Raw genomic sequence first — 21,610 nt, 5'->3', positions numbered from 1 at the left:
GCGCCGCCCCCCCGCCCCCCCCAACTGCCCCCCCCCCCCGCCCGGGCCCCCCCGGCCGCGCCCGGGGGGGGGGGGCCCCCCCCCGGGGGCCCCCCCCCCCCCGGGGGGGGGGCCCCCCGTCGGCATGCCCGCCCCGCCCCGGAACGCGACGCCGACTTCCATCAACACTTGCGCAACCTCTAAAGTGTTGGCCGTGAAGACGACTCAGGTGACGGGATGGGAGTCCGCCGTGCTCGACGGCGGACCGGCGGACGGTGTGCGGATGAAGGTCGCCGACCGGCCGCGAGTGATCCAGGTGACATATCCGTGCCGGACCGAGACCCCGGAGGACGGGCCACGCGTGGAGGCGGTGTTCGTCTACCGCCGCGACCACAGCGTCACCCGGGAGCCGTTGCGGTACGGCTTCGACATCGCGAGTCCCTGACGCAACCCGGGGGTCCGTCAGGGACTCGGCGGCCGCTTCAGTGGGCGGCCGTGCTGCTCTCGGTGGCCGGGCGGGGCGCCGCCTGCTCGGCCTGCGGGGCCTGGACGGCGCGGACGGTGGCGTCGGCGGCGTTCTCGGCGGTCGGCGCGGGGTGCTGGACGGCGTCGTCCTCCTTCATCGCCTTGGCCTCGCTCTTGAGGATGCGCATCGACTTGCCGAGCCCGCGGGCCGCCTCGGGCAGCTTCTTCGAGCCGAACAGCACGATGACCACGAGCGCCACGATCAGCAGGTGCCAGGGTTCCAGTCCGTTGCGGAGCATCCGCACACCCCTCTCTCTTCGCCATTCATTGGTTCGGCTGTCGGTCACAGCCACGCGTGCGACTGTTGCCGCCTTGCGCAACTGTACAACTCCGTCGTGCGGGGGTCGCCCCTCAGTCGTCGGAGTCGGGTGTGGTGCTCGCCGCCGCGTACGCCTGCGCCGGTGTCATCGCGACGCCGTTGAGCGCGACCGTCTTGTAGGGGCTGACCTTGGCGCAGGTCTTGGCCTGGTCGGCGGTCTGGGCGTGGGCGTTGGAGACGGCGGCCTTGGTGTCGGCCGACGAGCCCGAGGAGCCGCCCGACGGGAAGCTCGTGCCGCTCGGCCAGTCGGCGCCGATGACCAGGGTCAGGCCGGTGCCGGTGCCCTGCTCCAGATGCGAGGTGGGCAGGCCCAGGGCCTTGGCGGCCGTCTGCGCCTCGGCCTTCTGTCCGGTGCCGTAGGTGAGGGTCGTCGTGGTCGCGGAGCTGGCCGCGTTGGCGGTGGTCGTACCGGAGTTGAAGCCCTGGTCGATGAGGGCCTGCTGGACCTCGGAGGCGCGACCGGTGATGTCGGTGCCGTTCTGGACCGTCACGGCGATCTGCGACGCGGGCACGGACGCGGCGGTGGGGGACGCGCTCGCCTTGGCCGCCACCGACTTCTTGCCCGACCCGGTGGTCAGGGACTGGTCGTCGGCGATGGAGGAGAAGAGGCTCTTCGCCCCGGTGCCGACCACGACCCGGTCGTTGTTGGAGGGGTCGGGGGCGGTCTGCATGGTGGCGAAGGTCATCCGCTTGGTGGGGACCTTGTTCACGTCCGCCGCGAGCGCGATCAGCTTCTTCACGCTGCCCAGGCCGTCGTCGACGGTCAGCGCCTTGGTGGCGGCGTCGGCGAGGTCGTAGACGGCGCTCGGGTCGGTGAGCGTGCCCGCGCTCTTGAACTTGCGGATCATCGCGCCGAGGAAGATGTGCTGCGAGACGGTCCGGCCGAGGTCGCTGCCGTCGCCGAAGCCGTGCCGGGAGCGCACGAACTCCAGCGCCGCCTGGCCCTTGAGGGTGTGCGCGCCCTTGGAGAGCTTGAGGTGCGAGTAGGTGTCGTAGACGTTGTCGCTGACGCAGACGGAGACGCCGCCGACCGCGTCGGACATCTTGACCACGCCGGAGAAGTCGAGCTTGACGAAGTGGTCGATGGGGATGCCGGTGAGCTGGTGGACGGTGGCCACCTGACAGGCGGGGCCGTACTGGAGGGCGCTGTTGATCTGCCCGTAGTAGCCGCCCGTGGAGGTGTGGTCCGCGTCGTCCGTGCAGGCGGGCACGTTGGTCATGGTGTCGCGCGGGATGCTCATCACGGTGGCGTTGGAGCGGTCGGCCGAGATGTGCACGACCATCTCGACGTCCGCGTTGCCGCTGCCGGTCTGCACGCCGGTCTGGGAGCAGCCGCCGCCGAGTTTGCAGTCGGCCTTGCTGGTCCGGCCGTCGGAGCCCATGACCAGGATGTTGATCGGGGTGCGGCCGAAGGCGTCGGCCTTCTCGGCGCCGCCCTTGCCGTCCAGCGAGAAGCTCTGGATGTTGCCGTTGAGGTGCTCGTAGAACCACCAGCCGACCCCGGCCGTGCCCAGCACCAGCAGGGCCAGGCAGAGTCCGGCGATCCGCAGGACCCGCCTGCCTTTGCGGACCGGCCTGGCGCGGCGCCGGGGTGCGGGCCTGCCGCGTTGCCGGGAGGCCGCGCGGGCGGCGGCCCGGCCGCCCGGCGGGCGCGCTCCCCCGGGTTCGGCATCCCGCTGGGCGGGCATCCGGTCGGTGCGGCTGCGCGTGGCGGGGCCGCGCCGGCCGCCCCACGGGTCGCTCATCTCCCACTCCCAGGAACGGTCGGGCCCGTCGGGCCGGGCCGTCGGCACGGGGCCGGGCACGGCGGGGTACGGGCGGACGGAGCGGGGGGCTCCATTTCGATTGCGTAGTTGCGCAATCTAACAAAACCATGGCCTGATCAGCACCGTCGGGACGTGATGATCAGGTGAGAGATCTCATGGAACCTACAGGGCTCTCTCAGCATCGGCCCAGGACCGCCCGGCCGCCGCGGGGGGACCCGGTCTCGTCAACCCGCCGTAATATTCCTAGAATTGCGCAAGCAAGCAATGTCAGGACCGGGGGTCCGAGGGGATCGCGCCGGGTCCGCCACCGACTGGAGGAACAACGACGTGGGCATCATCAGCTGGATCATCCTCGGCCTGCTCGCCGGGGCCATCGCCAAGATCCTGCTGCCCGGCCGTGATCCGGGCGGCCTCATCGGCACCACCCTCATCGGCATCGCCGGAGCCTTCGTGGGCGGCTGGCTGTCCGCCCACTTCTTCCACCGCTCCTTCGAGAAGAACTTCTTCGACCTCTACACCTGGGGTGCGGCGATCGGCGGCTCGCTGGTCCTCCTCATCGGCTACCGGCTGCTGTTCGGCAATTCGCGCGACTAGCTAGCGGCGCGGCCGCGCGTTGCCGGGCACCGGTCACAGGTGCCCGGCGATGACCGGCAGCAGGTCCTGGAACGTCCGCCCCGAGGCGGGTTCGCCGATGGCCTTCAACTCCCAGCCGCGGCCCGCCCGGTGCAGCTTGGCCATGATCTGGGCGGTGGAGGTGCCGCCGCCGCTGAGTGTGTACCGGGCGAGTTCCTGGCCGGTGGACTCGTCGACGAGGCGGCAGAAGGCGTTCTGGACCTCGGCGAAGGTCTGGCCCGTGAAGGAGTTGACGGTGAAGACGATCTGGTCGACGTGGGCGGGGACCCGGCCGAGGTCGACGAGGACGACCTCGTCGTCCCCGCCCGCTCCGGCGCCGCCGGTGAGGTTGTCCCCGAGGTGGCGCACCGAGCCGTCGTCGCTGATCAGATGCTGGAAGAAGACCACGTCGGCGAGTTGACCGGCCGCGAAGAGCAGCGCGGAGGCGTCGAGGTCGATCTCCCGGGGGCCCGCGAGTTTGGCGAGGAAGCCCTTGCGCTGGGCGGCCTGCCAGCCCAGGCCCATGCGGACGGCGGTGAGTTCGCCGCCGTCGGACTTGCTCAGGCTGATCTGCTGGCCCTTGCTGAGGTTGACGGACATGTCTCTCGTCTCTCTTTCTGTCGTCGGGCAGAGGGGAGCTACGGGGTGAGCGCGTCGGGCAGATGGCGGCGGACGTAGGGTTCGACGCCCCGCTCCAGCAGGGCCCGCCGCCATCTGCGTCGGGCGCGTTCCGTGTCGGCTCCGGGATGTGATCCGCGCCGCAGCGCCGCCCGCACCAGCAGGGCCAGGAGTCCGACGGCGCCGGCTCCCGCCGCGATCCCGGTGAGCAGCAGGCCCGCCGTGCGGACCGAGGCGGCGAACTCCGGTGCCAGGTCCGCTCTCCGCAGCCCGTACCCGACCAGCAGCAGCGTCACACCGGACACGGCCGCGAGCAGCGGCAGGAGCACGGCGGGCAGGGCCCGGTCGGACGGGGCAACGGGGCTGCCGGGTACGGGAGTCCGGGTCCCGGCGGTGACGCGGACGGCGAGATAGACGCGGTACTCCTCGTCGGCGGCGGCCGCTATCTCGTCGGCCGCCGCCAGGGCGCGGGCGCGCAGCCGCCGGGCGGCCGCACCGCTCGGGTCGGCGCGCAACGCCTCCCGGACGCGCCTCTCGTCCAGGGCGCGTTGCAGCAACTCGTCGAAATCCGCGCGGTCCTGCGGCCAGATTCCGGACGTGGTGTTCAAGCCCGCCTCCCGGCCGCTCCGTGGTGGCGTGCGAGGACCGGGGGCGCGGTCCTCGCACGGGGTCCCGGACGAGTCACGGTCCCGAGCTTGAATCTACAGCACTGTAGAAGTAACGGGAGGCGGGGGACGCGCCAACGACCGGACGGCGGTGGGTCATCGGACGACGGTGCCGTGCGGCGTGGCTCCGGTCCCGGGGCTGGGCTCCTCGCCGGGCGGGGGCGGGGCGTCCAGGTGACGGAGCAGGAAGGGCACCAACCCCCTGTCCAGGAGGGCCAGTTCCCAGGCGGCGTGGGGCGGCTCGGGCGCCGGGTCGGCGGCGTCGGGGACAGCGGACGCCTCGTCGTGCTCGCCGTCCCGGCGCCGGAGCGCGGCCACCGCGAGCCAGAGGAAGTCGCCGACGGCCGCGCCGACCGCGACCGTGCAGATGAGGACGCCGGCCATGATCAGGCCGTCGCCGACGTAGGGGCGGCCGCCCAGGGAGCGCACGGCGTATCCGGAGAGCAGCAACACCAGGCCCGCGACGGCCGACAGACGCGGCGCGAGCAGGGAGGTCACCGGCTGCTGTCCGCCGGGGCGGCAGGGGCGCGGGGGGTGTCCCGCGACCGGTCCCCCGTGCGCGGCCGCCGCGCTCGCCACGATCTCGGCGTGGGCCCGGCGCGCGCTGTCCCGCAGCTCCTCGCGGCGGACGGACCCGGCGCGGCGCGCGAGGGCCTCCGTGACCGGGTCGAGGTCGAGCGCGCGTTCCAGGAGCCGCTCGAACACCGCGTCGGGCTCCGCCTCCGGCCGGTCCGTCTCCGTCATATGTCCCCCGACCTCGAAGATCTCGCCGCCGCAGAACCGGCCGCGCCACGCCCGCCGTGGAGTCGCGAGTCTAATAGTTGGGAAATTACGCAACCGTCAAAGCGAGCCACGGCCGGTCCGCCGGGGACATCGGCCGTGGTGAGCGGGGTGTCCGGGCCGGGCCCGAGGAGGTTCTCCCGGCCGACGGCCCGATTCGCACGGGCAACGTCCGGGGCGTGCGGCGCGGCAGGGGCGGTACGGACGGTGGTACAGGCACCCTCCGGACCATCGCCCACGGCCGCCGCGCCGTTCACGGCATCCCGGCTGTTCCCCGCGGGCTCACTCCTCGACGATCACGCCCTTCGCGGCGAGGAGCGCGTCGAGGCCGCAGATCTCGGCGACCGTGGTGCCCGACCGGTACGCGGCGATGAACTCGGCCTCGGTGTCGATGCGCCGCTGGGACGCGGTGATCGCCTCGGCGAGGGACTCGCGCCGCACCACGACCACGCCGTCGGCGTCCGCGTTGACGACGTCGCCGGGGCGGATCAGCTGGCCGCCGATGGTGATCGGCTCGCAGAGCGGTCCCGGGGTCTCCTTGACGGTGCCCTTGATGCAGACGCTGCGCGAGAAGACCGGGAAGCCGAGCGCCCGCAGGTCCTCGGTGTCACGGACGCCGGTGTCGGTGATCAGCCCGCCGAGCCCCTTCGACTGGCAGGCGTTGGCGAGGACGTCGCCGAAGGAGCCCGCCTCGGTGTAGGCGCCGCCGGAGACCACGACGACATCGCCGGGCTTGGCGTAGTGGATCGCGGTCTGGAGCATCAGGTTGTCGCGGGGCGCGCAGACGACGGTGAAGGCGGGGCCGCACAGTTTCATCCGGTGGTCGACCGGCTTGATCGCCGAGTCGAGGGCGCCCAGCCGGCCCTGGGCCTCGTGGATGGTCGCCGACGAGAAGGCGCTCAGTTCCTTGACGAGGTCGGCGTCCGGGCGGTCGAACTTGGTGCTGAGGGTGATCATCGGGTGCCTTTCGGGCGGTCCGTCACGCGGTCAGGTCGGCGCAGGCGGCGGCGATGCGCTCGCACGCCTCGGTGAGCACCTCGGTGGAGGTGGCGAAGGAGATCCGGAAGTAGCCGGGGGCCCCGTAGGCCGAGCCGTGGATCACGGCGACCTGCCGACTGTCGAGCAGATGGAGGGCGAACTGCTCGTCGTTCTCGATGAGTTGGCCGTCCGGGGTGCGGCGGCCGAGCGCGGCGGAGCAGTCCACCAGGAGGTAGAAGCCGCCGGCCGGGCTGGTGACGCTCAGGTGCGGGGCGTCGTCGAGGAGCTTGACGGTGGCGTCGCGGCGGCTGCGGTAGACGCGGACCGTGTCCGTCACGAACTGCTGCGGCCCGGTGAGCGCGGCCGCAGCGGCGGCCTGGCTGATCGAGGAGGGGCAGGAGGAGATCTGCGACTGGAGCGTGTTGATCGCGGTCACCAGGTCGGCGGGCCCGACGCCGTAGCCGAGCCGCCAGCCGGTCATCGCGTACGACTTGGAGACGCCGTTGGTGAGGAACACCCGGTCGGCCAGGCGGGGTTCGACGGAGGCGAGGGAGCGGCTCTGGCCCTCCTCGTACCAGATCTCGTCGTAGATCTCGTCGGTGAGGACCCGCACCTGGGGGTGGTCGAGCAGCACCGCGGCCAGCGCCCGCAGTTCCTCGTCGGTGTAGGCCGAACCCGTCGGGTTCCCGGGGGTGTTGAGGATGACCCAGCGGGTGCGGTCGGTCAGCGCCGCCCGCAGCCGCTCGGGGGTGAGCTTGAAGCCGTCGGCCGCCGGGCAGGGCACGATGACGGGGGTGCCGTCGTTGGCTCGCACCATGTCCGGGTACGACACCCAGTAGGGGGCGGGCACGATGACCTCGTCGCCCTCGTCGAGGGTGGCGGTGAGGGCGAGGAAGATGACCTGCTTGGCGCCGCCGCCGACGGTGATCTGCCGGTCGGTGTACTCCAGGCCGTGCCGGGTGCGCAGCTTCTCGATGATCGCGGCGCGCAGCGCGGGGGTGCCGTTGACGGGCGTGTACTTGGTCTCGCCCGCCTCGATGGCCCGGATCGCCGCCGCCTTGACGTGGTCGGGGGTGTCGAAGTCGGGCTCGCCCACGGTGAGGTCGAGGATGGTCAGGCCCTGGCTCTTCAGCTCGCGCACCCGCTGGGCGGCGGCGGTGGAGGGCGAGGGCTTGATGCGGCCGACGCGGGCCGCGGTGGGTCGGTCGATGGTCATCGTCGTCAGCCCTCGCGGCGCTCGAAGTTCAGGCCACCGGGGACCTGGAAGGTGGGCAGGATCTCGATGTGGCCGATGTTCACGTGGCGCGGGGAGCCGACGGCGAACTCGATGGCGTCGGCGATGTCCTCGGGCTTGAGGGACTCGTAGCCGTCGTAGTACTCGCGCTGGGCGGCCTCCATGTCGCCGAGGAGACGGCCGAAGATCTCCGTCTCGACGCGGCCGGGGCAGATCTCGGTGACGCGCAGCCGCTTGCCGTAGCCGTCGACGCGGAGCTGGCGGGAGAGGGTGTGCACGGCGGCCTTCGTGGCGTGGTAGATCGTGTTGCCGCCGAAGTTGTAGACACCGGCGATGGAGCTGATGTTGACGATGTGGCCGAGGTCGCGCTCGACCATGCCCGGCATCAGCAGCCGCACCAGGTGCAGGACGGCCTGGATGTTGACGGCGACCTGCTCGTCCACGGCGAACTCGTCGGCGGTGAGGATGTTCCCGGTGCGGGAGACGCCGGCGTTGTTGACGAGGACGTCGATCTCCAGGCCGCCAAGGGCCTCGGTGAGGGCGGCGGTGTCGGTGATGTCGAGGGCGTGCGGGACACAGCCGGTGGCGTCGGCGAGGGCCTGGAGGCGATCGGCGTTGCGGGCGACGGCGTGGACCTCCAGGCCGGCCTTGGCCAGGCGCTCGACGACGCAGGCGCCGATTCCGGTGGAGGCTCCGGTGACGAGGGCCGTGTGGTAGTCGGAGATGGGCATGCGGGTGCTCCTTGCTTCGGTGGGGGGGGTGGGGTGCGGTCAGGCGTCGCGGAGCGGCAGGTGCGCCCGGTCCTTGACGACGGAGACCGCGGCGAGGGTGCCGAGGGCGGTGAGGACCGCGTAGAACGCCGGCATGTTGACGTTGCCGGTGGTGGCGATGAGCCAGGTCATCAGGAGCGGTGCGGTGCCGCCGAAGAGGGCGGAGGAGACGTTGTAGCCGAGGCCGTAGGCGGAGTAGCGCACCCGGGTCGGGAAGAGTTCCACGAGCAGGATGTGGATGACGCCGGTGTGGCCCGCGAAGACGACGGCCATGATGCAGGCGCCGAGGATGGCCAGGAACAGGTTGCCGGTGCCGATCAGCAGGTAGCAGGGGATGCCGACGACGGCCATGGCGATCGCGGCTCCGGCGATGACCTTCTTGCGGCCGATCCGGTCGGAGAGCTTGCCCATGTAGGGGATGGCGATACAGATGGCGACCAGGCTGCACGCGGTGACGAGGAGGCCCTGCACCTTGCCGAAGTGCAGCTCGGTGCTCATGAAGGTCGGCATGTAGCTGAACAGGACGTAGTAGCCGGAGCCGTTCATCAGCGGGATGAAGAGGGCCAGCAGCATCGCGCGGCGGTGCTCGGCGGAGGAGAAGGCCTCTTTGAGCGGGTTCTTGGACAGGCCGCCCTCTTCTTGCAGGCGCATGAAGTTGGGGGTGTCGGTGATGCGCTTGCGGATGTAGATGCCGGTGATGCCCAGCGGGACGGCGAGCAGGAACGGGATGCGCCAGCCCCAGGACTCCATGCGCTCGGAGCCCAGGCCACTGGTCATGGCGGCGGCGATGAGCGTGCCGGTGAGCAGGGAGAGGAACGAGGCGATCTGCGCGTAGCTGGTGTAGAGGCCGCGCTTGCCCTCGGGGGCGTGCTCGGCGAGGAAGCTCATCGCGCCGGAGGCCTCGCCGCCGACGGAGAAGCCCTGCGCGACCCGGAGCAGGATGAGCAGGACGGGCGCGGCGATGCCGATGCTGGCGTAGGTCGGCAGGACGCCGATGGCCGCCGTTGCGACGCTGATCAGCATGATGACGAAGACGAGCATCCGCTGGCGGCCGATGCGGTCGCCGAGGTGTCCGCAGATGATGCCGCCGAGGGGGCGGAAGAAGAAGGAGACGGCGTAACCGAGGAAGACGAGCTGGACGGCGTTCTCGGAGCCGGGGAAGAACACGGCGGCGAGGGTGCCGGCCATGAAGCCGAAGATGCCGTTGTCGTACAGCTCGGCGAAGATCCCGACGCATCCGGCGAGGGTGATCTTGCGTGCGGTGGCGGGGTCGACGGTGTGCGGGGTGGGCGCTGCGGCCGTGGTGCTCATGGCGTCTCCTGTCTGGCGCAGGCGAGAAATGCAGGGCGGGCGGCTGCGTGCGGGGCGGCCAGGAGCAGCTGGGGAGGTACGTGGATACGTGGGTCAGCTGCGGACGGGAACGGGAATGCTGAGCGCGTCGAACACGGTGTGGACGCGGGCCTTCAGAGCGTCGACGGCGTTGCGTCGGGCGCGGTGGGCGGTGATCGCCTGCTCCAGGGTGCGGTGGCGGAAGCGGACGGTCTGGCCCGGGCGGACCTGGCCGAGGTCGGACAGGCCGCTGGCGGTGACGACGGCGAGGACAGGGTAGCCCGCCGTGACTCCGCGGCCGCGGTGCAGGACGAGGAGTTCGTCCCCGGCCGGCACTTCGACGGCCCCGACGGGCACCCCCCGGGAGAGGATCTCGCCCTGGGTGACGCGCCGGGGTACGGCGCCGGACATGCGCAGCCCTATGTGATTGCTGCGCGGGGTGACGGTGAACGGTGCCGCGAAGAGGCGGCCCGCGGTGTCGCCGAACTCGGCCCGGTCGGGGCCGTCGGTGACGTCGATCGTCCAGTCTTCGGTGAAGCGCGGGACGGGCGTGGGGAGGCGGAACAGGGGGATGCCCGCGTAGGGGTGGGTGATCGGCGGGCAGCTGGAGTGCAGGGCGAGTTCGTCGCCCGCGCCGAGGCTGGTGCCGAAGCCGAGGATGGTGTCCGGGGCGCAACTGCCCTGGAGGTACTCGGCGTCGAAGGAGCCGAGGACGGCGATGTAGACGCGCAGGCCCTGCCGGATGTTGCTCACCTTGACGGTGTCGCCGGCCCGCACGCAGACCGGCTCCCACTGCGGGCGGGCCACCCCTGCGACGGTGAGGTCGGCCGGGGCGCCGGTCACGGCGATGAGGAGGTCGCCGGAGCTGACGCACGCGAAGTCGAGGGCGGTGAGTTCGAGGAGCGGGGCGCGCTCGTCGTTGCCGCACAGGACGTTGGCGATGCGGGCCGAGTACTGGTCGGGGGCGCCGTTGGCGGGCAGTCCGTAGCGGGAGCGGCCGACGCGGCCCAGGTCCTGGACGGTGGTGAGGCCCGGGGTGCGGACGGTGAGGGTCTCAGCCATGGCAGGCCGCCAGCGGGGTGTCGGCGTGGTCGTCCCACTCGTCGGCCGTGATGGCCACGAACCGGAAGGTGTCGCCGGGCAGATAGGCGGTGAGCGGGTCGCTGTGCAGGTCGAGGACGCGGACCGGGGTGCGGCCCAGCAGGGGCCAGCCGCCGGGTGAGGGCATCGGGCAGATCACGGCCTGGCGGCCGGCGACGGCCACGCAGCCGGGCTCGACGCGGACCCGGGGGGAGGCGAGCCGGGGTACCGGGGCGGGGAAGGGCGGGCCGTCCATCATGGGGGCGCCCGCGGGGGCGCCGAGGCAGCGGACGGTGAGGTCGGAGCCGGAGTGCAGTTCGATCACCTCCCGTTCGCTGATGCCGAGTTGCTCGGCGACGACGGGCAGGTCGGGGCCGTGTTCGCCGCCGTAGACGACGGGGACGACGAAGCGCCGGGGCGAGCTGGTGCGGGTGCCGGTGCGGGCGATCCGGCTGGCCTCGCGCCACAGCAGGGCGCGCAGGGTGTCGTGGTCGGTGTCGGCGCAGTCGAACTCGACGAGCAGCTGGTCGTAGGTGGGCACGACGCCCTGCACGCCGGGCAGCCGGTAGGAGTCGAGGGCGTCGGCGAGGGCGTGCACGAGGTGCCAGCGGGCCTCGCTGTCCGCGCCGACGGCCCGGGCGACGAGGGCGGAGTCGCCGCAGTCGGCGATCACGACGTTGCCGTCCATGTCAGCGTCCCTTGCCGGTCAGCACCTCGTCGAGCCCGGTGATCCGGACGCCCGCGTCGAGGAGCCCGGCGCGGACCCGGCCGGCCAGTGCGAGGGCGCCGGGGGTGTCGCCGTGCAGCAGGACGGTGTCGCAGTCGACGGGTATCTCCTTGCCGTCGACGCTGATGACGACGCCCTCGGTGACCAGGCGCAGGGTGCGCTCGGTGATCTCGTCGGGGTCGTGGATGACGGCGCCGGGCTCGGAGCGGGGCACCAGGGTGCCGTCGTCGCGGTAGGCGCGGTCGGCGATCCCGACGATGCCGACGCGCAGGCCGCGGGCCCGGGCGGCGTCGGCGAGTTCGCCGTCCTGGGCGAGCACGATGAGGGCGGGGTCGAGGGCGGCGACGGCGTCCACGACGGCCTGGGCGTAGTCGGGGCGGACGGCGACCAGGTTGCCGAGGCGGCCGTGCGGGGCGACGTGGCGGACCCGGGTGCCGTGGGCGACGGCGAACGCCTGGAGGGCGCCGACCTGGTAGAGGACGTCGGTGCGGACCTCCTCGGGGGTGAGGTCCATGGCGCGGCGGCCGAAGCCGGCCAGGTCGGGGAAGCTCGGGTGGGCGCCGACGGCGACGTTCCGGGCGACGCAGTCACGGACGGTGGCGTCCATGATGCGGGGGTCGCCGGCGTGGAAGCCGCAGGCGATGTTGGCGGAGGTGAGGAGCTCCAGGAGGGCTTCGTCGTCGCCCATCGTGTAGGCGCCGAACCCTTCGCCGAGATCGGCGACGAGATCTACCAGGTGGGTCACAGCGTCCTCCGGAAGAGAAAGGAATCGAGATCGTCCGGCACGGAAATACACCCGCAAAAAAGGGAGGGCAGAATTGCCTGGCCGACCGGCTCCACTGGCGGTGTTTCGGTTAACTTAATCGAGTGCTCACCGGACCGCCAATACCCGTTGGGTTTGGCGTTATCGCGGATCTGTATGACACGGCTCACAGCCGGGGCGGCCCACGGTGTGTGCGCAGGCCCGGGGGGTCCCTACGATGTGACTCCCGCACGACCGGAAGGCTCTCCCCCATGGACACCAGGCGGCTGTACTCCTTCATCAAGATCATCGATGCGGGGAGCATCACGCGCGCCGCGGACATCCTGCACATCGCGCAGCCCGCGCTGAGCCAGCAGCTGTCGGCGCTGGAGACCCAGTTCGGGCAGCAGCTGCTGATCCGCAGCAAGCGCGGGGTGGCCCCCACCGAGGCGGGCCGGGCGCTGTACCGGCACGCGCAGCTCATCCTGCGCCAGGTGGATCTGGCGCACGCGGCCGTGGACGTCTCGGGGCGGGCCCCGGCCGGCGCCGTCTCGGTCGGCATCGCCCCCTACAGCCTGGGCGCCGCGCTGGCGTTGCCGCTGCTCAAGAGCGTGCGCCTGCGGTACCCGGACATCCTGCTGCACGTCAACGAGAACTTCGGCGGGGTGATCAGCGAGGCGATCATGACCGGCCGGATGGACATGGCGTTCATCTACGGGGCGGGGCCGCTGCGCGGGGTGCAGTTCGAGCAGCTGCGGACCGAGGACCTGTTCGTGATCGGCACCGACGCCGAGCTGGGCGGGGTGCCCGAGGGCGAGGTGCCGTTGCGCTGTCTTGACGGGGTGCCGCTGTTGCTGCCCAGCCGGATTCACACGATCCGGCAGGTGGTGGACGCCGCCTTCCAGCAGGCCTCGCTCGCCCCGCACGTGGTCGGCGAGGTCGAGTCCGCGCTGACCCTGGTGAACGCCGTGGACGCGGGTCTGGGCGCGACCGTGCTGCCGTGGTCGGCGGCGCGCGCGATCCTCGATCTGCGGGCGCTGAGCGTGCGCCGGATCGTCGAGCCGGTGATCCAGGCGAAGCTCTCCCTGGTGACCTCCGACAACCAGCCGCTGTCCGAACCGGCTCTCGCGGTCCATGATCTCTTCCTGGAACTGGTCCGAGAACTCGACGCCAGGAAGGAAGCCGAGAACGGTGCGAACGGCGCCGAAGAGGCGGCCGGGGAGCAGGAATAGGGACATCCGATGACGTCACACGGAATTGTTCTTTGTCTTCACTGAATTCCGCTGACTAGCGTGTGCCGAAATCCCTGCGGGGTCTCGATTCGGCAACGGAGTCATAGATGACGGTTCGCGTGCTCAGCACCCGCAAGGAACTTCCCGGCACCGGTGTCGACCGGCTGGGCGCGGTGGCCGAGGTGGTGACCTGGCCGGGTATCGCCAAGCCGACCCCCGCCGACCTCGCCGCGCTCGCGCCCGGCGTCACGGGCATCCTCGCCCTGGGCAACGACCCGGTGGACGCGGCGCTGATGGACGCGGCGGGACCGTCGCTGCGGGTGATCGCGCTGGCGAGCATGGGCTTCGACAACGTCGACCGGGCCGCCGCCGCCGAGCGGGGCATCGTCGTCACGCACACCCCCGGGGTCCTCGCGGAGACCACCGCCGACCTCACCTTCGCGCTGATCCTCGCCGCCCGCCGCCGCCTCGGCGCCGCCGTCTCCCGTCTCTCGCAAGGGGGTTGGGACGTCTTCCGGATGGAGGACTACCTCGGTCTCGACGTGCACGGCGCGACCCTCGGCCTGGTCGGCTACGGGCAGATCGGCCGGGCGGTGGCCCGCCGCGCCCAGGGCTTCGGCATGCGCGTGATCCACCACGACCCGTACGCGGGCGACGACAGCGTCTCGACCGCCGTCGACCTGGACACCCTCCTCGCCGAGGCGGACGTGGTCTCCCTGCACGTGCCGCTCACCCCCGAGACCCGGCATCTCATCTCGCACCGTGAACTCGCCGCGATGAAGCCGACCGCGACCCTGGTCAGCACCGCGCGCGGCGGCGTCGTCGACGAGGAGGCGCTGCTCAAGGCCGTCCAGGAGGGCACCCTGCACTCGGCGGGCCTGGACGTGTACGAGCGGGAGCCGATGGGCGAGGAGCTGTCGCCGCTGGTCGCCGAGCCGTACATCGTGACACTGCCGCACATCGGGTCGGCCACCGAGAGCACCCGGGCGGCGATGACGGACCTGGCCGTCGACAACATCCTGGACGTCCTCGGCGACCGCCCGGCCCGCACCCCGCTGCCCGGCACGTCCGGGACCCCCGGCCGCGTCGACGCCTGATCCGGGGCTCCCCCGCCGGTCGCCGTCCGGCATGTCATCGCCGTGCGTCGAATCCTGATCGACCACACTGCGCAGCATGACGGACACACACCAGAGCGGCGCCGGGGAGTCGGCGGGGCCGCCCGGGCCCGCCGCCCGACTGACCGAGCTGGACGCGGAACAGCTCGACGTCCTGCGCGGGGTGGGCCGGGCCTGGGGCCGGGTGTCGGCGTCGCCGCAGGAGTGGCGCCGGGCGCTGCCCGTCGACCCCGACCTGGGCGCGTTCCCGCCGGCGGCCCAGTTGCGCCCGGCCCGGTTCGAACGCCTGGTGCCGCTCTCCCCGTTGGGCGCGGCGTCGCCGGGTGAGCAGGTCGACACCCAGGAGCCCGCCGCCGGTCGCCTCGGCCGGGCCGGGGCGTGGCTGCGGCGGCATGTGCTGGGGGTGCCGCTGCGCAGCTCGGCCCTGGTGTCCGAGCGGATGCGCAAGCTGGTGGCGCTGCCGGTGCTGTCGGCGGACGCGCTGTCGTCGGTGGCGTACGGGTCCGAGGCCATGCTCACGGTCCTGGTGCTCGCCGGGACGGCGGGGACGGCGTACTCGTTCCCGGTGTCCGGGGCGATCGTGCTGCTCATGGTGGCGGTCGGCCTGTCGTACCGGCAGACCATCCGCGCCTATCCGCACGGCGGCGGTTCCTACATCGTGGCCGGTGCCAACCTCGGTCCGGTCGCCGGTCTGGTGGCGGCGGCCGGGCTGATGACGGACTACGTGCTGACCGTCGCGGTGTCGATCGCCTCCGGCGTCGCGGCGATCACCTCGGCGCTCCCGGCGCTGGCCCCCGACACCCTGGTGATCGGCGTCGCGGTGATCGTGCTGCTGCTCGCGGGCAATCTGCGCGGCATCCGGCAGGCGGGCGCGCTGTTCGCCGCCCCCACCTACGCGTTCATCGCCGCCATGTTCGCCCTGATCGTCGCGGGCCTCGTCGACGCGGCCGGGCAGGACTTCCGGCCCCGGCCCACCCCGGCGGTGACGGTCACCGAGAGCGCGGGCCTCTACCTGATCATGCGGGCGTTCTCGTCGGGCGCGACGGCGATGACGGGGATCGAGGCCATCTCCAACGCGGTCCCGGCGTTCAAGCCCGTCGAGTGGCGCCAGGCCCGCACGACGCTCACCTGGATGGTGGGGCTGCTCATCGCGATGTTCGCCGGGATCGTCGTGCTGATCCATCTCGCCGGGGTGGTGCCGCGCGGTGCGGAGACGATCCTCTCCCAGCTCGCCCACCTCAGCTTCGGCTCCGGCTGGGTCTACGTCTTCGTCCAGGCCGCCACCGCCGCCGTTCTGCTGCTCGCCGCGAACACCGCGTACAACGACTTCCCGCGCGTCCTGTCGCTGCTGGCGCGGGACAGTTACGCGCCCCGGGTCTTCATGCGGCTCGGCGACCGGCTGGCGTACAGCAACGGGATCATCCTGCTGTCGGTCGCGGCCGCCCTGGTCTACGTGGCATTCGACGGCCGGACGGCGGCGCTGATCCCGCTGTACGCGGTCGGCGTCTTCCTCGCCTTCACGCTCTCGCAGTCCGGCATGGTCGTGCACTGGTGGCGGCTGCGCGACCGGCACTGGCGCAAGAGCCTGCTCTTCAACGCCCTGGGCGGGCTGCTCTCGGCGATCGTCTTCCTCACGGCGGGCATCAGCAAGTTCACCGAGGGCGCGTGGGTCGCGATCGTCGCCGTCGGACTGTTTCTGCTGGTCACGCTGCGGATCAACCATCACTACACGGCCGTTCGGGAGAGTCTGCGGCTGCGGCCGCAGACCGTGGAGCTCCCCGGGCACACCACCGGCGGCCCAGGACCTGCCCTGTGCGCGCCGGACTCCTCCCCCGCCGCCCCCGCGCGGTCGGTGTCGGAGGGCGGCGAGAACGAGGAGGTGCCCGGGGAGATCCGGCATCTCAGCGTCGTCGCGATCGCGAGCCTCGATCTGGCCGGGATGCGGGCCCTCGCCTACGCGGCCTCGCTCCGGCAGCCGGTGCTGGCGCTGCACATCAGCCTGACCGACCAGGAGGCCGAACGGGTGCGCGGGTACTGGACGTTGTGGGGTGACCATCTTCCGCTGGAGATCGTCGTCTCCCCCTACCGGGCGACGGTGGCGCCGCTCGTGCACTACATCGAGGCCCTGCACCGCCAGCACCCCGAGCTGACCCTCACGGTGATCCTGCCGGAGATCATCACCCGGCACCGGCGCCACCAGCTCCTGCACAGCCGCACGGCCCCACGGCTGCGCCGGGCGCTGCGCTCGGTCCCCAAGATCGTGATCACCACGGTGCCGTTCCACGTGTGACGCCTCTCCCGCGTCAGGCGGGCGGTCCCGTGGTGCCGCGCACGACCAGGCGGGGCGGGAGGACGACCTCGCGGGGTGCGGTGCGGCCCTCGTCGAGGCGCTGCACGGCGGCGGTCACCGCGTGCCGGGCCTGTTCCCGGGCGTTCTGGCTGACGGTGGTGAGGTCGAAGCAGCTCAGCCGGGCGAGCCGGTCGTCGTCGTACCCGGCCACGGAGACCCGCCCCGGCACCGCGACGCCCGCCCGGGCGAGGACCGCGAGGACACCGATGGCGGACTGGTCGTTGAACGCGATCACCGCGCCGGGCAGTCGGGGGCCCGCGAGCAGCTGCCGCGCACCCCGTTCACCGGCGGCTTCGCCGGAGTCCCCGGGGATCACCTGGAGGTGCGCCTCCAGACCGTGCCGGCGCATGGCGGTGCGGTAGCCGCGCCGCCGGTCGGTGGCGATCACGCCCTTGCCGCCGTCCACGTAGACGATCTCGCGGTGGCCGAGTCCCACCAGGTGGTCGACGATCTGGCCGACGCCGTCGTCGTCGGCGGTGCGCACGACGTCCACGGCGACGTCCGTGCCCGGGGTGGATGCCGGGTGAGGTTGTTTGTCGGGTGCGGCGCCGTCGTGGCTGGTCGCGCAGTTCCCCGCGCCCCTTCCCCGCGTTGCCGGGCCGTGGGCTGGAAGATCACGCCGACCGGTCGCGGCCACGCGGCGCAGCCGCACATCCACCCAGCCCCGCGCCCCTTCCCCGCGTTGCCGGGCCGCGGGCTGGAAGATCACGCCGACTGCTGCGTCGGCCGGACAGGTCCTAGCGCTGGTCGTCCGTCGGCGACTGCTTGCCTATCTGTTCGTCGAGCTTGCGCTGCGCCATGTCGACCTGGCTCTGGTACTTGTTGCCGGTCTTGGCGTCGAACATGTCACCGGCCTTCTCGACGCCCTGGCGGGCCTGGTCCTCGTGGCCCTTGAGCAGGCCCTTGAGCTTGTCGATCATCGACATGGCGGTCCTCCCTCGGAATACCTGACCCTGCCAGGATGACCACCTTTGCCCGGTGGCGCATCCTGTCACCGGGCGGCTCACGGCGGGGCGCGTCAGCTGCCGGGGTCGCGGGGCGGCCATTCACCGGGGCGCAGGATGCGCAGCGAGTAGGCCTTCGCGACCAGCGCGGTGCGATTGGGGACCGCGAGCCTGCGCAGCATCACGCCGATGTGGTACTCGACGTCCTTGCGGCCGAGGCGCAGTTCCTGGGAGAGGGAGTCGGTGGAGCGGCCCGCGGCGAGCCCGGTCAGAATCCGCACCTCCGTGCGCGTGAGGCCGCGCGGTCCGGCGCCGGGTTCGTCCTCGGCGGTCCGTACGACCACGACGGGCTGGCGTCCACCGCCGGGCCGATGGACGGTGACACCCGCGATCCCGGCGGACCCCGGCCGTCCTGGGCAGCGGATCGACACCCAGCGGGTGGCGAAGTCGCCGCGCGCCCCGGTCACCAGGTCCAGCAGGTCGGTGCGGAGCCGGTCGCCCGGCATCAGCCGCAACCGGCTGATCAGCGCGGTGCCGGTCAGGGTGGCCGGGGTCTCCCCGAGCCACCGGGCGAACCCGGTGCTGGCCCACACGATGCGGGCCCGGGTGTCCAGCGCGGCCATTCCGGCACCGCAGGCCTCCGAGAGCGAGGCCAGCGTGTCGATCTGGAGACGGGTGCCGACATCGGCAGATCCGGCCAGAATCTTTCCCGGGTTTCGCCCGTCGACGGCACTGAGCATTCAAGGCCTCTCTTTCCGTCCGCTGTGGATACCCCGGTCCGGGCACATGGGATATCCCGCACCCTTCACCACAAACAGGGCCCGCCGTCCGAGGAATCGGCTCGGACCGATCATGGTCCCGCCTTCGCACAGCGCAATTCCGACCCTACAATCCCGAAAGAACAGCGGTCGACTAGCGAAATCCGTAGTGCCACTCGACAAACCACCCCAAACGGAATCCGTGCGTCCTACAGTCTTTCCGCTGGACGGAAATCCGTCCGTCGCCGCCCACCGGCTTCAAGGAAACGTCGTTCCCCTGAGATCCGACCCGGCCTCCCTACCGTGGGGGCACCTCCAAAGGCGTACCGGGGGTTGACCAACCGCCCCGTGGAACAGGCAAAATGTCAACGAACGCCCTGCTGGGACCCGCCACCACAGGAATGGTGAATTCCGCCTGAATTTCAGTCTGCCCGCAATCCGTCAAGAGGTGTCGCCTTGTCCGTGCCGCTCGACGCAGAGAGCATGGAAGAATTACCGGAACGTCTCGACCGTACCCCGGAGATACATCCGGAGATCGAGGACGAGTGGGACGACTGTTCCGCCGTGGGTCTGGTCCATGTCGATTCCGCGCTCCGTATCACGGTGACGAACAGCGCGTTCCGTGAACTGGTCACCGTCGGGCATGCGGAATCCATCGGAATGTCATTCCCCGATTTTTTCCGGCCAACCCCGCGACCGTCGCTGCGGGAACACTTCGACGCCCTCATGACCGGACGTCAGCCGGGTTTCAGCGTTCCCCTGACCCTGGTCGACGCCACCGGCCGCGCCGCCGACTGCCGTCTCACCTGCGTCAGGATCACCCCGGCGCCCCGCCCCGGCGCCTGCGCCGCGCTCGCCACCGTCGTCGTCCCGGACACCCCGCCCGGCGTGCGAACCGTCGCGGCTCCGGTGGTGCTCGGGGAGGTGCCGGCGCAGATCCTGGAGGGGGTGGCGTACGGCCTGTCCACCCAGCAGCTCGCCTCCCGTCTCGCCCTCAGCAGCCACGGGGTCGACTACCACGTCGGCGCGATGCTGCGGAAGCTCGACGTGCCCAACCGGTCCGCCCTGGTCGCCCGCGCCTACGCGCTCGGTATCCTCGTACCGCACTGCTGGCCGCCTCGGGTCCGCCCGCGGCACACGGCCCGTCGGCCCGCGCCCGCCGGTACCGCCCGGGCCGACCCGACGGACGGGCCCCGCCCGGACCGACCCGACCCGGCCCGGGATCAGGCGGGTTGAGCCTCGGTCAGGCGCCGACCTCGGTGAACTGCCGCTCCCCCACGCCGATGCTCCTGGTCACCGCGTCGGCGGTGGCGAGGACCCGGGGCAGCAGCAGCGCGGGCCGGCAGTCCGCGGCGGACGTCACCACCAGCACCGCCGCCACCACGGTGCCGTCGGCGCCGTACACCGGAGCGGCGACCCCGGCCCGGTCCTCGGACAGCGTGCCCAGCACGACCGCGTGCCCGTCCTGCCTGATCCGGGCGAGACGGTGCTCCAGGTCCATGCCGTCGGTGAGGGTGTCGGACGTGTAGGCGCGCAGCGGTCCGGCGCAGATCTGCTCCCGCACCTCCGGGCTCGCGTGGGCGAGCAGCACCAGGCCCGCCGAGGTCGCGTGCAGCGGCACCCGGCGGCCCGGCGGGATGGCCGGTCCCGCGCCCTCCCACCGACCGGAGACGGCCAGCAGCAGGACGCTGTCCTTGCCGTCGAGGATGGCGATGCCCGCCACCGCCGAGGTCTGCTCGTGCAGGTCCGCGAGATGCGGCCGGGCGGCCTCGATCAGCTCGGGCCGGGGGGCGAGAACGGCGGTCTCCCACAGCCGTAAACCGATGCTGTAGGCACCGTGGGCGCCGCGCTCCAGCGCCCCCCAGTCGTGCAGTCTGCCCACGATGCGGTGGACCGTGGCGATCGGCAGTCCGGAGCGGCGGCTGATGTCACTGAGCGTCAGAGTCCGGTTGTCCCGGTCGAAGACGCCGAGCACGGCGAGCGTACGGTCGACGAGGGAGCGGTCGGGAACGGAGGGAGTGTGGGGGGTGGTCATCCCGTCGTTTTCCTTTCAAGTGCGTGTCGCCAGCTCGTCGCGCGTACGTGGTGACACGTGCACACTCGGACGGTGGTCCGACACCGGGCGGCCGCCTCTATCATTGAGCTTTCAAGTGGCACTAGAAAGGTCGATTTCGGAACGTCCATGGTCGATTTCGCTTCACTGCCGATACCCGTCCGCCCGTACGCGTCCGCCTGGCGACCGAATCTCGGTCTGGCGGCAGTCCGTTTCGGGGAGTTGCGGGGAAAGGCACCACTGGACCTCCTCGCCCGGCCGCACCGGCTCGACCACCATCAACTCCTGCTGGTGGACGCGGGCACGGGACGTTTCTCCATCGACTCCACCCACTTCGAGTGCCGGCCGGGCACCCTGCTGTGGATACGACCGGATCAGGTCATCCAGTTCGCTCCGGGGCCTGAACTCGACGCTTCCGTCCTCATGTTCACGGAGACGTTCCCGCTGCGGATGAACGCGCACATGGAGATGCTGGACGATGTGCTGCGCCCGTCCCACTGGCAGCTCTCGGCGTCCGAGGCGTCGGCCCTCCAGCCCGTTCTGGCCCTGCTGTACGAGGAGTTCGAGCGTCCCGACCAGGGGTGGGCGGAGGATCTGCTGAAACATCTGCTGGCGGTGGTGCTGCTGCGGATCGACCAGATGTGCCGCGAGCACCACGAAAGCCCGCCGGACGGCGCCCAGTTCACCGGTGAGCTGGGCGCCCTCTTTCTGCGCTTCCGGCACGAGTTGGAGCGCTCCTACCAGGTCACCCGGCTGGTGGACGACTACGCGACGGCGCTGTGCTGCGCGCCGCGTACCCTCGCCCGCGCCTGCCGGACCGTCGCCGGCAAGTCGACCAAGGACATCATCGACGCCCGGGTCGCCCTGGAGGCCCGCCGCCTGCTCGCCCACACCGACCTGAGCGTGGGCACGATCGCCCGCAGGCTCGGCTTCACCGAGGTCACCAACTTCGGCAAGTTCTTCCTGCGCCGGGTCGGGGTGGCCCCGGGCGCCTTCCGGCGGGCGGCGGGCACCCGGCAGCCGTAGCCGCCCGG

The 21,610-nt window shown here is 71.8% G+C and carries 22 protein-coding genes and 1 pseudogene; 7 read left to right on the top strand and 16 right to left on the bottom strand.

The features are described 5' to 3' along the window. Positions 1-193: 193 nt before the first annotated feature. Positions 194-424 carry a hypothetical protein gene (locus ACIQOU_RS11290; protein WP_401536106.1) on the top strand — a complete coding sequence of 77 codons (231 nt, stop codon included), beginning with the start codon at positions 194-196 and terminating at the stop codon, positions 422-424. A gap of 37 nt (positions 425-461) precedes the next feature. On the opposite strand, the gene tatA is transcribed toward ACIQOU_RS11290, so the two are convergent. Both tatA and ACIQOU_RS11280 read right to left on the bottom strand, forming a co-directional pair. After that, positions 462-743: a Sec-independent protein translocase subunit TatA gene (gene tatA / locus ACIQOU_RS11285; protein WP_401536104.1), complete on the bottom strand. Its 282-nt coding sequence runs from the start codon at positions 741-743 to the stop codon at positions 462-464. 112 nt (positions 744-855) lie between these two features. Further along, positions 856-2,568 carry an LCP family protein gene (locus ACIQOU_RS11280; protein ID WP_401536102.1) on the bottom strand — a complete coding sequence of 571 codons (1,713 nt, stop codon included), beginning with the start codon at positions 2,566-2,568 and terminating at the stop codon, positions 856-858. Positions 2,569-2,916: 348 nt separating this feature from the next. Here ACIQOU_RS11280 and ACIQOU_RS11275 point away from each other — a divergent pair, with 348 nt between their 5' ends. Further along, complete coding sequence (locus ACIQOU_RS11275) at positions 2,917-3,183, top strand: GlsB/YeaQ/YmgE family stress response membrane protein (protein WP_401536101.1); 267 nt, start codon at positions 2,917-2,919, stop codon at positions 3,181-3,183. A gap of 33 nt (positions 3,184-3,216) precedes the next feature. Here the strand turns inward: ACIQOU_RS11275 and ACIQOU_RS11270 are convergent, their stop codons facing one another. From ACIQOU_RS11270 to ACIQOU_RS11225, 10 genes are all read right to left on the bottom strand, one after another. After that, entirely contained in the window at positions 3,217-3,801 is a 585-nt protein-coding gene (locus ACIQOU_RS11270) for a TerD family protein (RefSeq protein ID WP_401536099.1), read from the bottom strand. Between the two features lie 38 nt (positions 3,802-3,839). After that, on the bottom strand, positions 3,840-4,427 hold the full coding sequence (locus ACIQOU_RS11265) for a hypothetical protein (RefSeq protein ID WP_401536098.1): 588 nt from the start codon (positions 4,425-4,427) through the stop codon (positions 3,840-3,842). Between the two features lie 153 nt (positions 4,428-4,580). Beyond that, the gene (locus ACIQOU_RS11260) at positions 4,581-5,228 is read right to left on the bottom strand and encodes a hypothetical protein (RefSeq protein WP_401536097.1); all 648 of its coding nucleotides are present in this window, start codon (positions 5,226-5,228) and stop codon (positions 4,581-4,583) included. 318 nt (positions 5,229-5,546) lie between these two features. Beyond that, positions 5,547-6,221: a 4-carboxy-4-hydroxy-2-oxoadipate aldolase/oxaloacetate decarboxylase gene (locus ACIQOU_RS11255; protein WP_401536096.1), complete on the bottom strand. Its 675-nt coding sequence runs from the start codon at positions 6,219-6,221 to the stop codon at positions 5,547-5,549. 22 nt (positions 6,222-6,243) lie between these two features. Beyond that, entirely contained in the window at positions 6,244-7,458 is a 1,215-nt protein-coding gene (locus tag ACIQOU_RS11250; protein ID WP_401536094.1) for an aspartate transaminase, read from the bottom strand. A 5-nt stretch (positions 7,459-7,463) separates the two neighbouring features. Then, complete coding sequence (locus ACIQOU_RS11245; protein WP_401536092.1) at positions 7,464-8,207, bottom strand: SDR family oxidoreductase; 744 nt, start codon at positions 8,205-8,207, stop codon at positions 7,464-7,466. Positions 8,208-8,246: 39 nt separating this feature from the next. Then, entirely contained in the window at positions 8,247-9,557 is a 1,311-nt protein-coding gene (locus ACIQOU_RS11240; RefSeq protein ID WP_401536090.1) for an MFS transporter, read from the bottom strand. Between the two features lie 93 nt (positions 9,558-9,650). Continuing rightward, a complete protein-coding gene (locus tag ACIQOU_RS11235) occupies positions 9,651-10,637 on the bottom strand; it encodes a biotin-dependent carboxyltransferase family protein (RefSeq protein ID WP_401536088.1) in 987 nt (328 codons plus the stop codon). Further along, on the bottom strand, positions 10,630-11,343 hold the full coding sequence (locus ACIQOU_RS11230; RefSeq protein ID WP_401536086.1) for an allophanate hydrolase subunit 1: 714 nt from the start codon (positions 11,341-11,343) through the stop codon (positions 10,630-10,632). Before ACIQOU_RS11230 ends, ACIQOU_RS11235 begins: the two co-directional genes overlap by 8 nt. A gap of 1 nt (position 11,344) precedes the next feature. After that, positions 11,345-12,127 (bottom strand): LamB/YcsF family protein, encoded by a 783-nt coding sequence (locus tag ACIQOU_RS11225; RefSeq protein WP_401536085.1) that lies wholly within the window; start codon positions 12,125-12,127, stop codon positions 11,345-11,347. Between the two features lie 269 nt (positions 12,128-12,396). Between ACIQOU_RS11225 and nac the strand changes: the two genes are divergently transcribed. The 3 genes from nac to ACIQOU_RS11210 all read left to right on the top strand — a co-directional run bounded on the left by nac (position 12,397) and on the right by ACIQOU_RS11210 (position 16,761). After that, on the top strand, positions 12,397-13,356 hold the full coding sequence (gene nac / locus ACIQOU_RS11220; protein ID WP_401536084.1) for a nitrogen assimilation transcriptional regulator NAC: 960 nt from the start codon (positions 12,397-12,399) through the stop codon (positions 13,354-13,356). 107 nt (positions 13,357-13,463) lie between these two features. After that, the gene (locus tag ACIQOU_RS11215) at positions 13,464-14,453 is read left to right on the top strand and encodes a 2-hydroxyacid dehydrogenase (RefSeq protein WP_401536081.1); all 990 of its coding nucleotides are present in this window, start codon (positions 13,464-13,466) and stop codon (positions 14,451-14,453) included. Positions 14,454-14,529: 76 nt separating this feature from the next. Then, positions 14,530-16,761, top strand: a complete 2,232-nt coding sequence (locus ACIQOU_RS11210; RefSeq protein WP_401536079.1) for an APC family permease — start codon at positions 14,530-14,532, stop codon at positions 16,759-16,761. Positions 16,762-16,774: 13 nt separating this feature from the next. Here ACIQOU_RS11210 and ACIQOU_RS11205 read toward each other — a convergent pair. The 3 genes and pseudogenes from ACIQOU_RS11205 to ACIQOU_RS11195 all read right to left on the bottom strand — a co-directional run. Next, a pseudogene (locus ACIQOU_RS11205) lies at positions 16,775-17,326 on the bottom strand (LacI family DNA-binding transcriptional regulator); the annotation flags it as partial. Between the two features lie 232 nt (positions 17,327-17,558). Further along, a complete protein-coding gene (locus ACIQOU_RS11200; RefSeq protein ID WP_401536078.1) occupies positions 17,559-17,747 on the bottom strand; it encodes an antitoxin in 189 nt (62 codons plus the stop codon). Between the two features lie 92 nt (positions 17,748-17,839). Beyond that, a complete protein-coding gene (locus ACIQOU_RS11195; RefSeq protein WP_401536076.1) occupies positions 17,840-18,505 on the bottom strand; it encodes a LuxR C-terminal-related transcriptional regulator in 666 nt (221 codons plus the stop codon). Positions 18,506-19,006: 501 nt separating this feature from the next. Between ACIQOU_RS11195 and ACIQOU_RS11190 the strand changes: the two genes are divergently transcribed. Continuing rightward, positions 19,007-19,759: a LuxR C-terminal-related transcriptional regulator gene (locus ACIQOU_RS11190; protein WP_401536073.1), complete on the top strand. Its 753-nt coding sequence runs from the start codon at positions 19,007-19,009 to the stop codon at positions 19,757-19,759. A 7-nt stretch (positions 19,760-19,766) separates the two neighbouring features. On the opposite strand, the gene ACIQOU_RS11185 is transcribed toward ACIQOU_RS11190, so the two are convergent. Beyond that, positions 19,767-20,558 carry an IclR family transcriptional regulator gene (locus ACIQOU_RS11185; RefSeq protein WP_401536070.1) on the bottom strand — a complete coding sequence of 264 codons (792 nt, stop codon included), beginning with the start codon at positions 20,556-20,558 and terminating at the stop codon, positions 19,767-19,769. A gap of 147 nt (positions 20,559-20,705) precedes the next feature. Between ACIQOU_RS11185 and ACIQOU_RS11180 the strand changes: the two genes are divergently transcribed. After that, complete coding sequence (locus ACIQOU_RS11180) at positions 20,706-21,602, top strand: AraC family transcriptional regulator (protein WP_401536068.1); 897 nt, start codon at positions 20,706-20,708, stop codon at positions 21,600-21,602. The last annotated feature ends 8 nt before the right edge of the window (positions 21,603-21,610 follow it).

Source organism: Streptomyces sp. NPDC091279, assembly GCF_044757465.1.
Classification (GTDB): Bacteria; Actinomycetota; Actinomycetes; order Streptomycetales; family Streptomycetaceae; genus Streptomyces.
This window is presented reverse-complemented; position numbering and strand designations above follow the sequence as displayed.

Coding starts and splice junctions, on each gene's coding strand:
- tatA (WP_401536104.1), bottom strand. CDS start 743: ATGCTCCGCAACGGACTGGAACCCTGGCACCTGCTGATCGTGGCGCTC.
- ACIQOU_RS11280 (WP_401536102.1), bottom strand. CDS start 2,568: ATGAGCGACCCGTGGGGCGGCCGGCGCGGCCCCGCCACGCGCAGCCGC.
- ACIQOU_RS11270 (WP_401536099.1), bottom strand. CDS start 3,801: ATGTCCGTCAACCTCAGCAAGGGCCAGCAGATCAGCCTGAGCAAGTCC.
- ACIQOU_RS11260 (WP_401536097.1), bottom strand. CDS start 5,228: ATGACGGAGACGGACCGGCCGGAGGCGGAGCCCGACGCGGTGTTCGAG.
- ACIQOU_RS11255 (WP_401536096.1), bottom strand. CDS start 6,221: ATGATCACCCTCAGCACCAAGTTCGACCGCCCGGACGCCGACCTCGTC.
- ACIQOU_RS11250 (WP_401536094.1), bottom strand. CDS start 7,458: ATGACCATCGACCGACCCACCGCGGCCCGCGTCGGCCGCATCAAGCCC.
- ACIQOU_RS11245 (WP_401536092.1), bottom strand. CDS start 8,207: ATGCCCATCTCCGACTACCACACGGCCCTCGTCACCGGAGCCTCCACC.
- ACIQOU_RS11240 (WP_401536090.1), bottom strand. CDS start 9,557: ATGAGCACCACGGCCGCAGCGCCCACCCCGCACACCGTCGACCCCGCC.
- ACIQOU_RS11235 (WP_401536088.1), bottom strand. CDS start 10,637: ATGGCTGAGACCCTCACCGTCCGCACCCCGGGCCTCACCACCGTCCAG.
- ACIQOU_RS11230 (WP_401536086.1), bottom strand. CDS start 11,343: ATGGACGGCAACGTCGTGATCGCCGACTGCGGCGACTCCGCCCTCGTC.
- nac (WP_401536084.1), top strand. CDS start 12,397: ATGGACACCAGGCGGCTGTACTCCTTCATCAAGATCATCGATGCGGGG.
- ACIQOU_RS11215 (WP_401536081.1), top strand. CDS start 13,464: ATGACGGTTCGCGTGCTCAGCACCCGCAAGGAACTTCCCGGCACCGGT.
- ACIQOU_RS11210 (WP_401536079.1), top strand. CDS start 14,530: ATGACGGACACACACCAGAGCGGCGCCGGGGAGTCGGCGGGGCCGCCC.
- ACIQOU_RS11200 (WP_401536078.1), bottom strand. CDS start 17,747: ATGTCGATGATCGACAAGCTCAAGGGCCTGCTCAAGGGCCACGAGGAC.
- ACIQOU_RS11195 (WP_401536076.1), bottom strand. CDS start 18,505: ATGCTCAGTGCCGTCGACGGGCGAAACCCGGGAAAGATTCTGGCCGGA.
- ACIQOU_RS11190 (WP_401536073.1), top strand. CDS start 19,007: ATGGAAGAATTACCGGAACGTCTCGACCGTACCCCGGAGATACATCCG.
- ACIQOU_RS11185 (WP_401536070.1), bottom strand. CDS start 20,558: ATGACCACCCCCCACACTCCCTCCGTTCCCGACCGCTCCCTCGTCGAC.
- ACIQOU_RS11180 (WP_401536068.1), top strand. CDS start 20,706: ATGGTCGATTTCGCTTCACTGCCGATACCCGTCCGCCCGTACGCGTCC.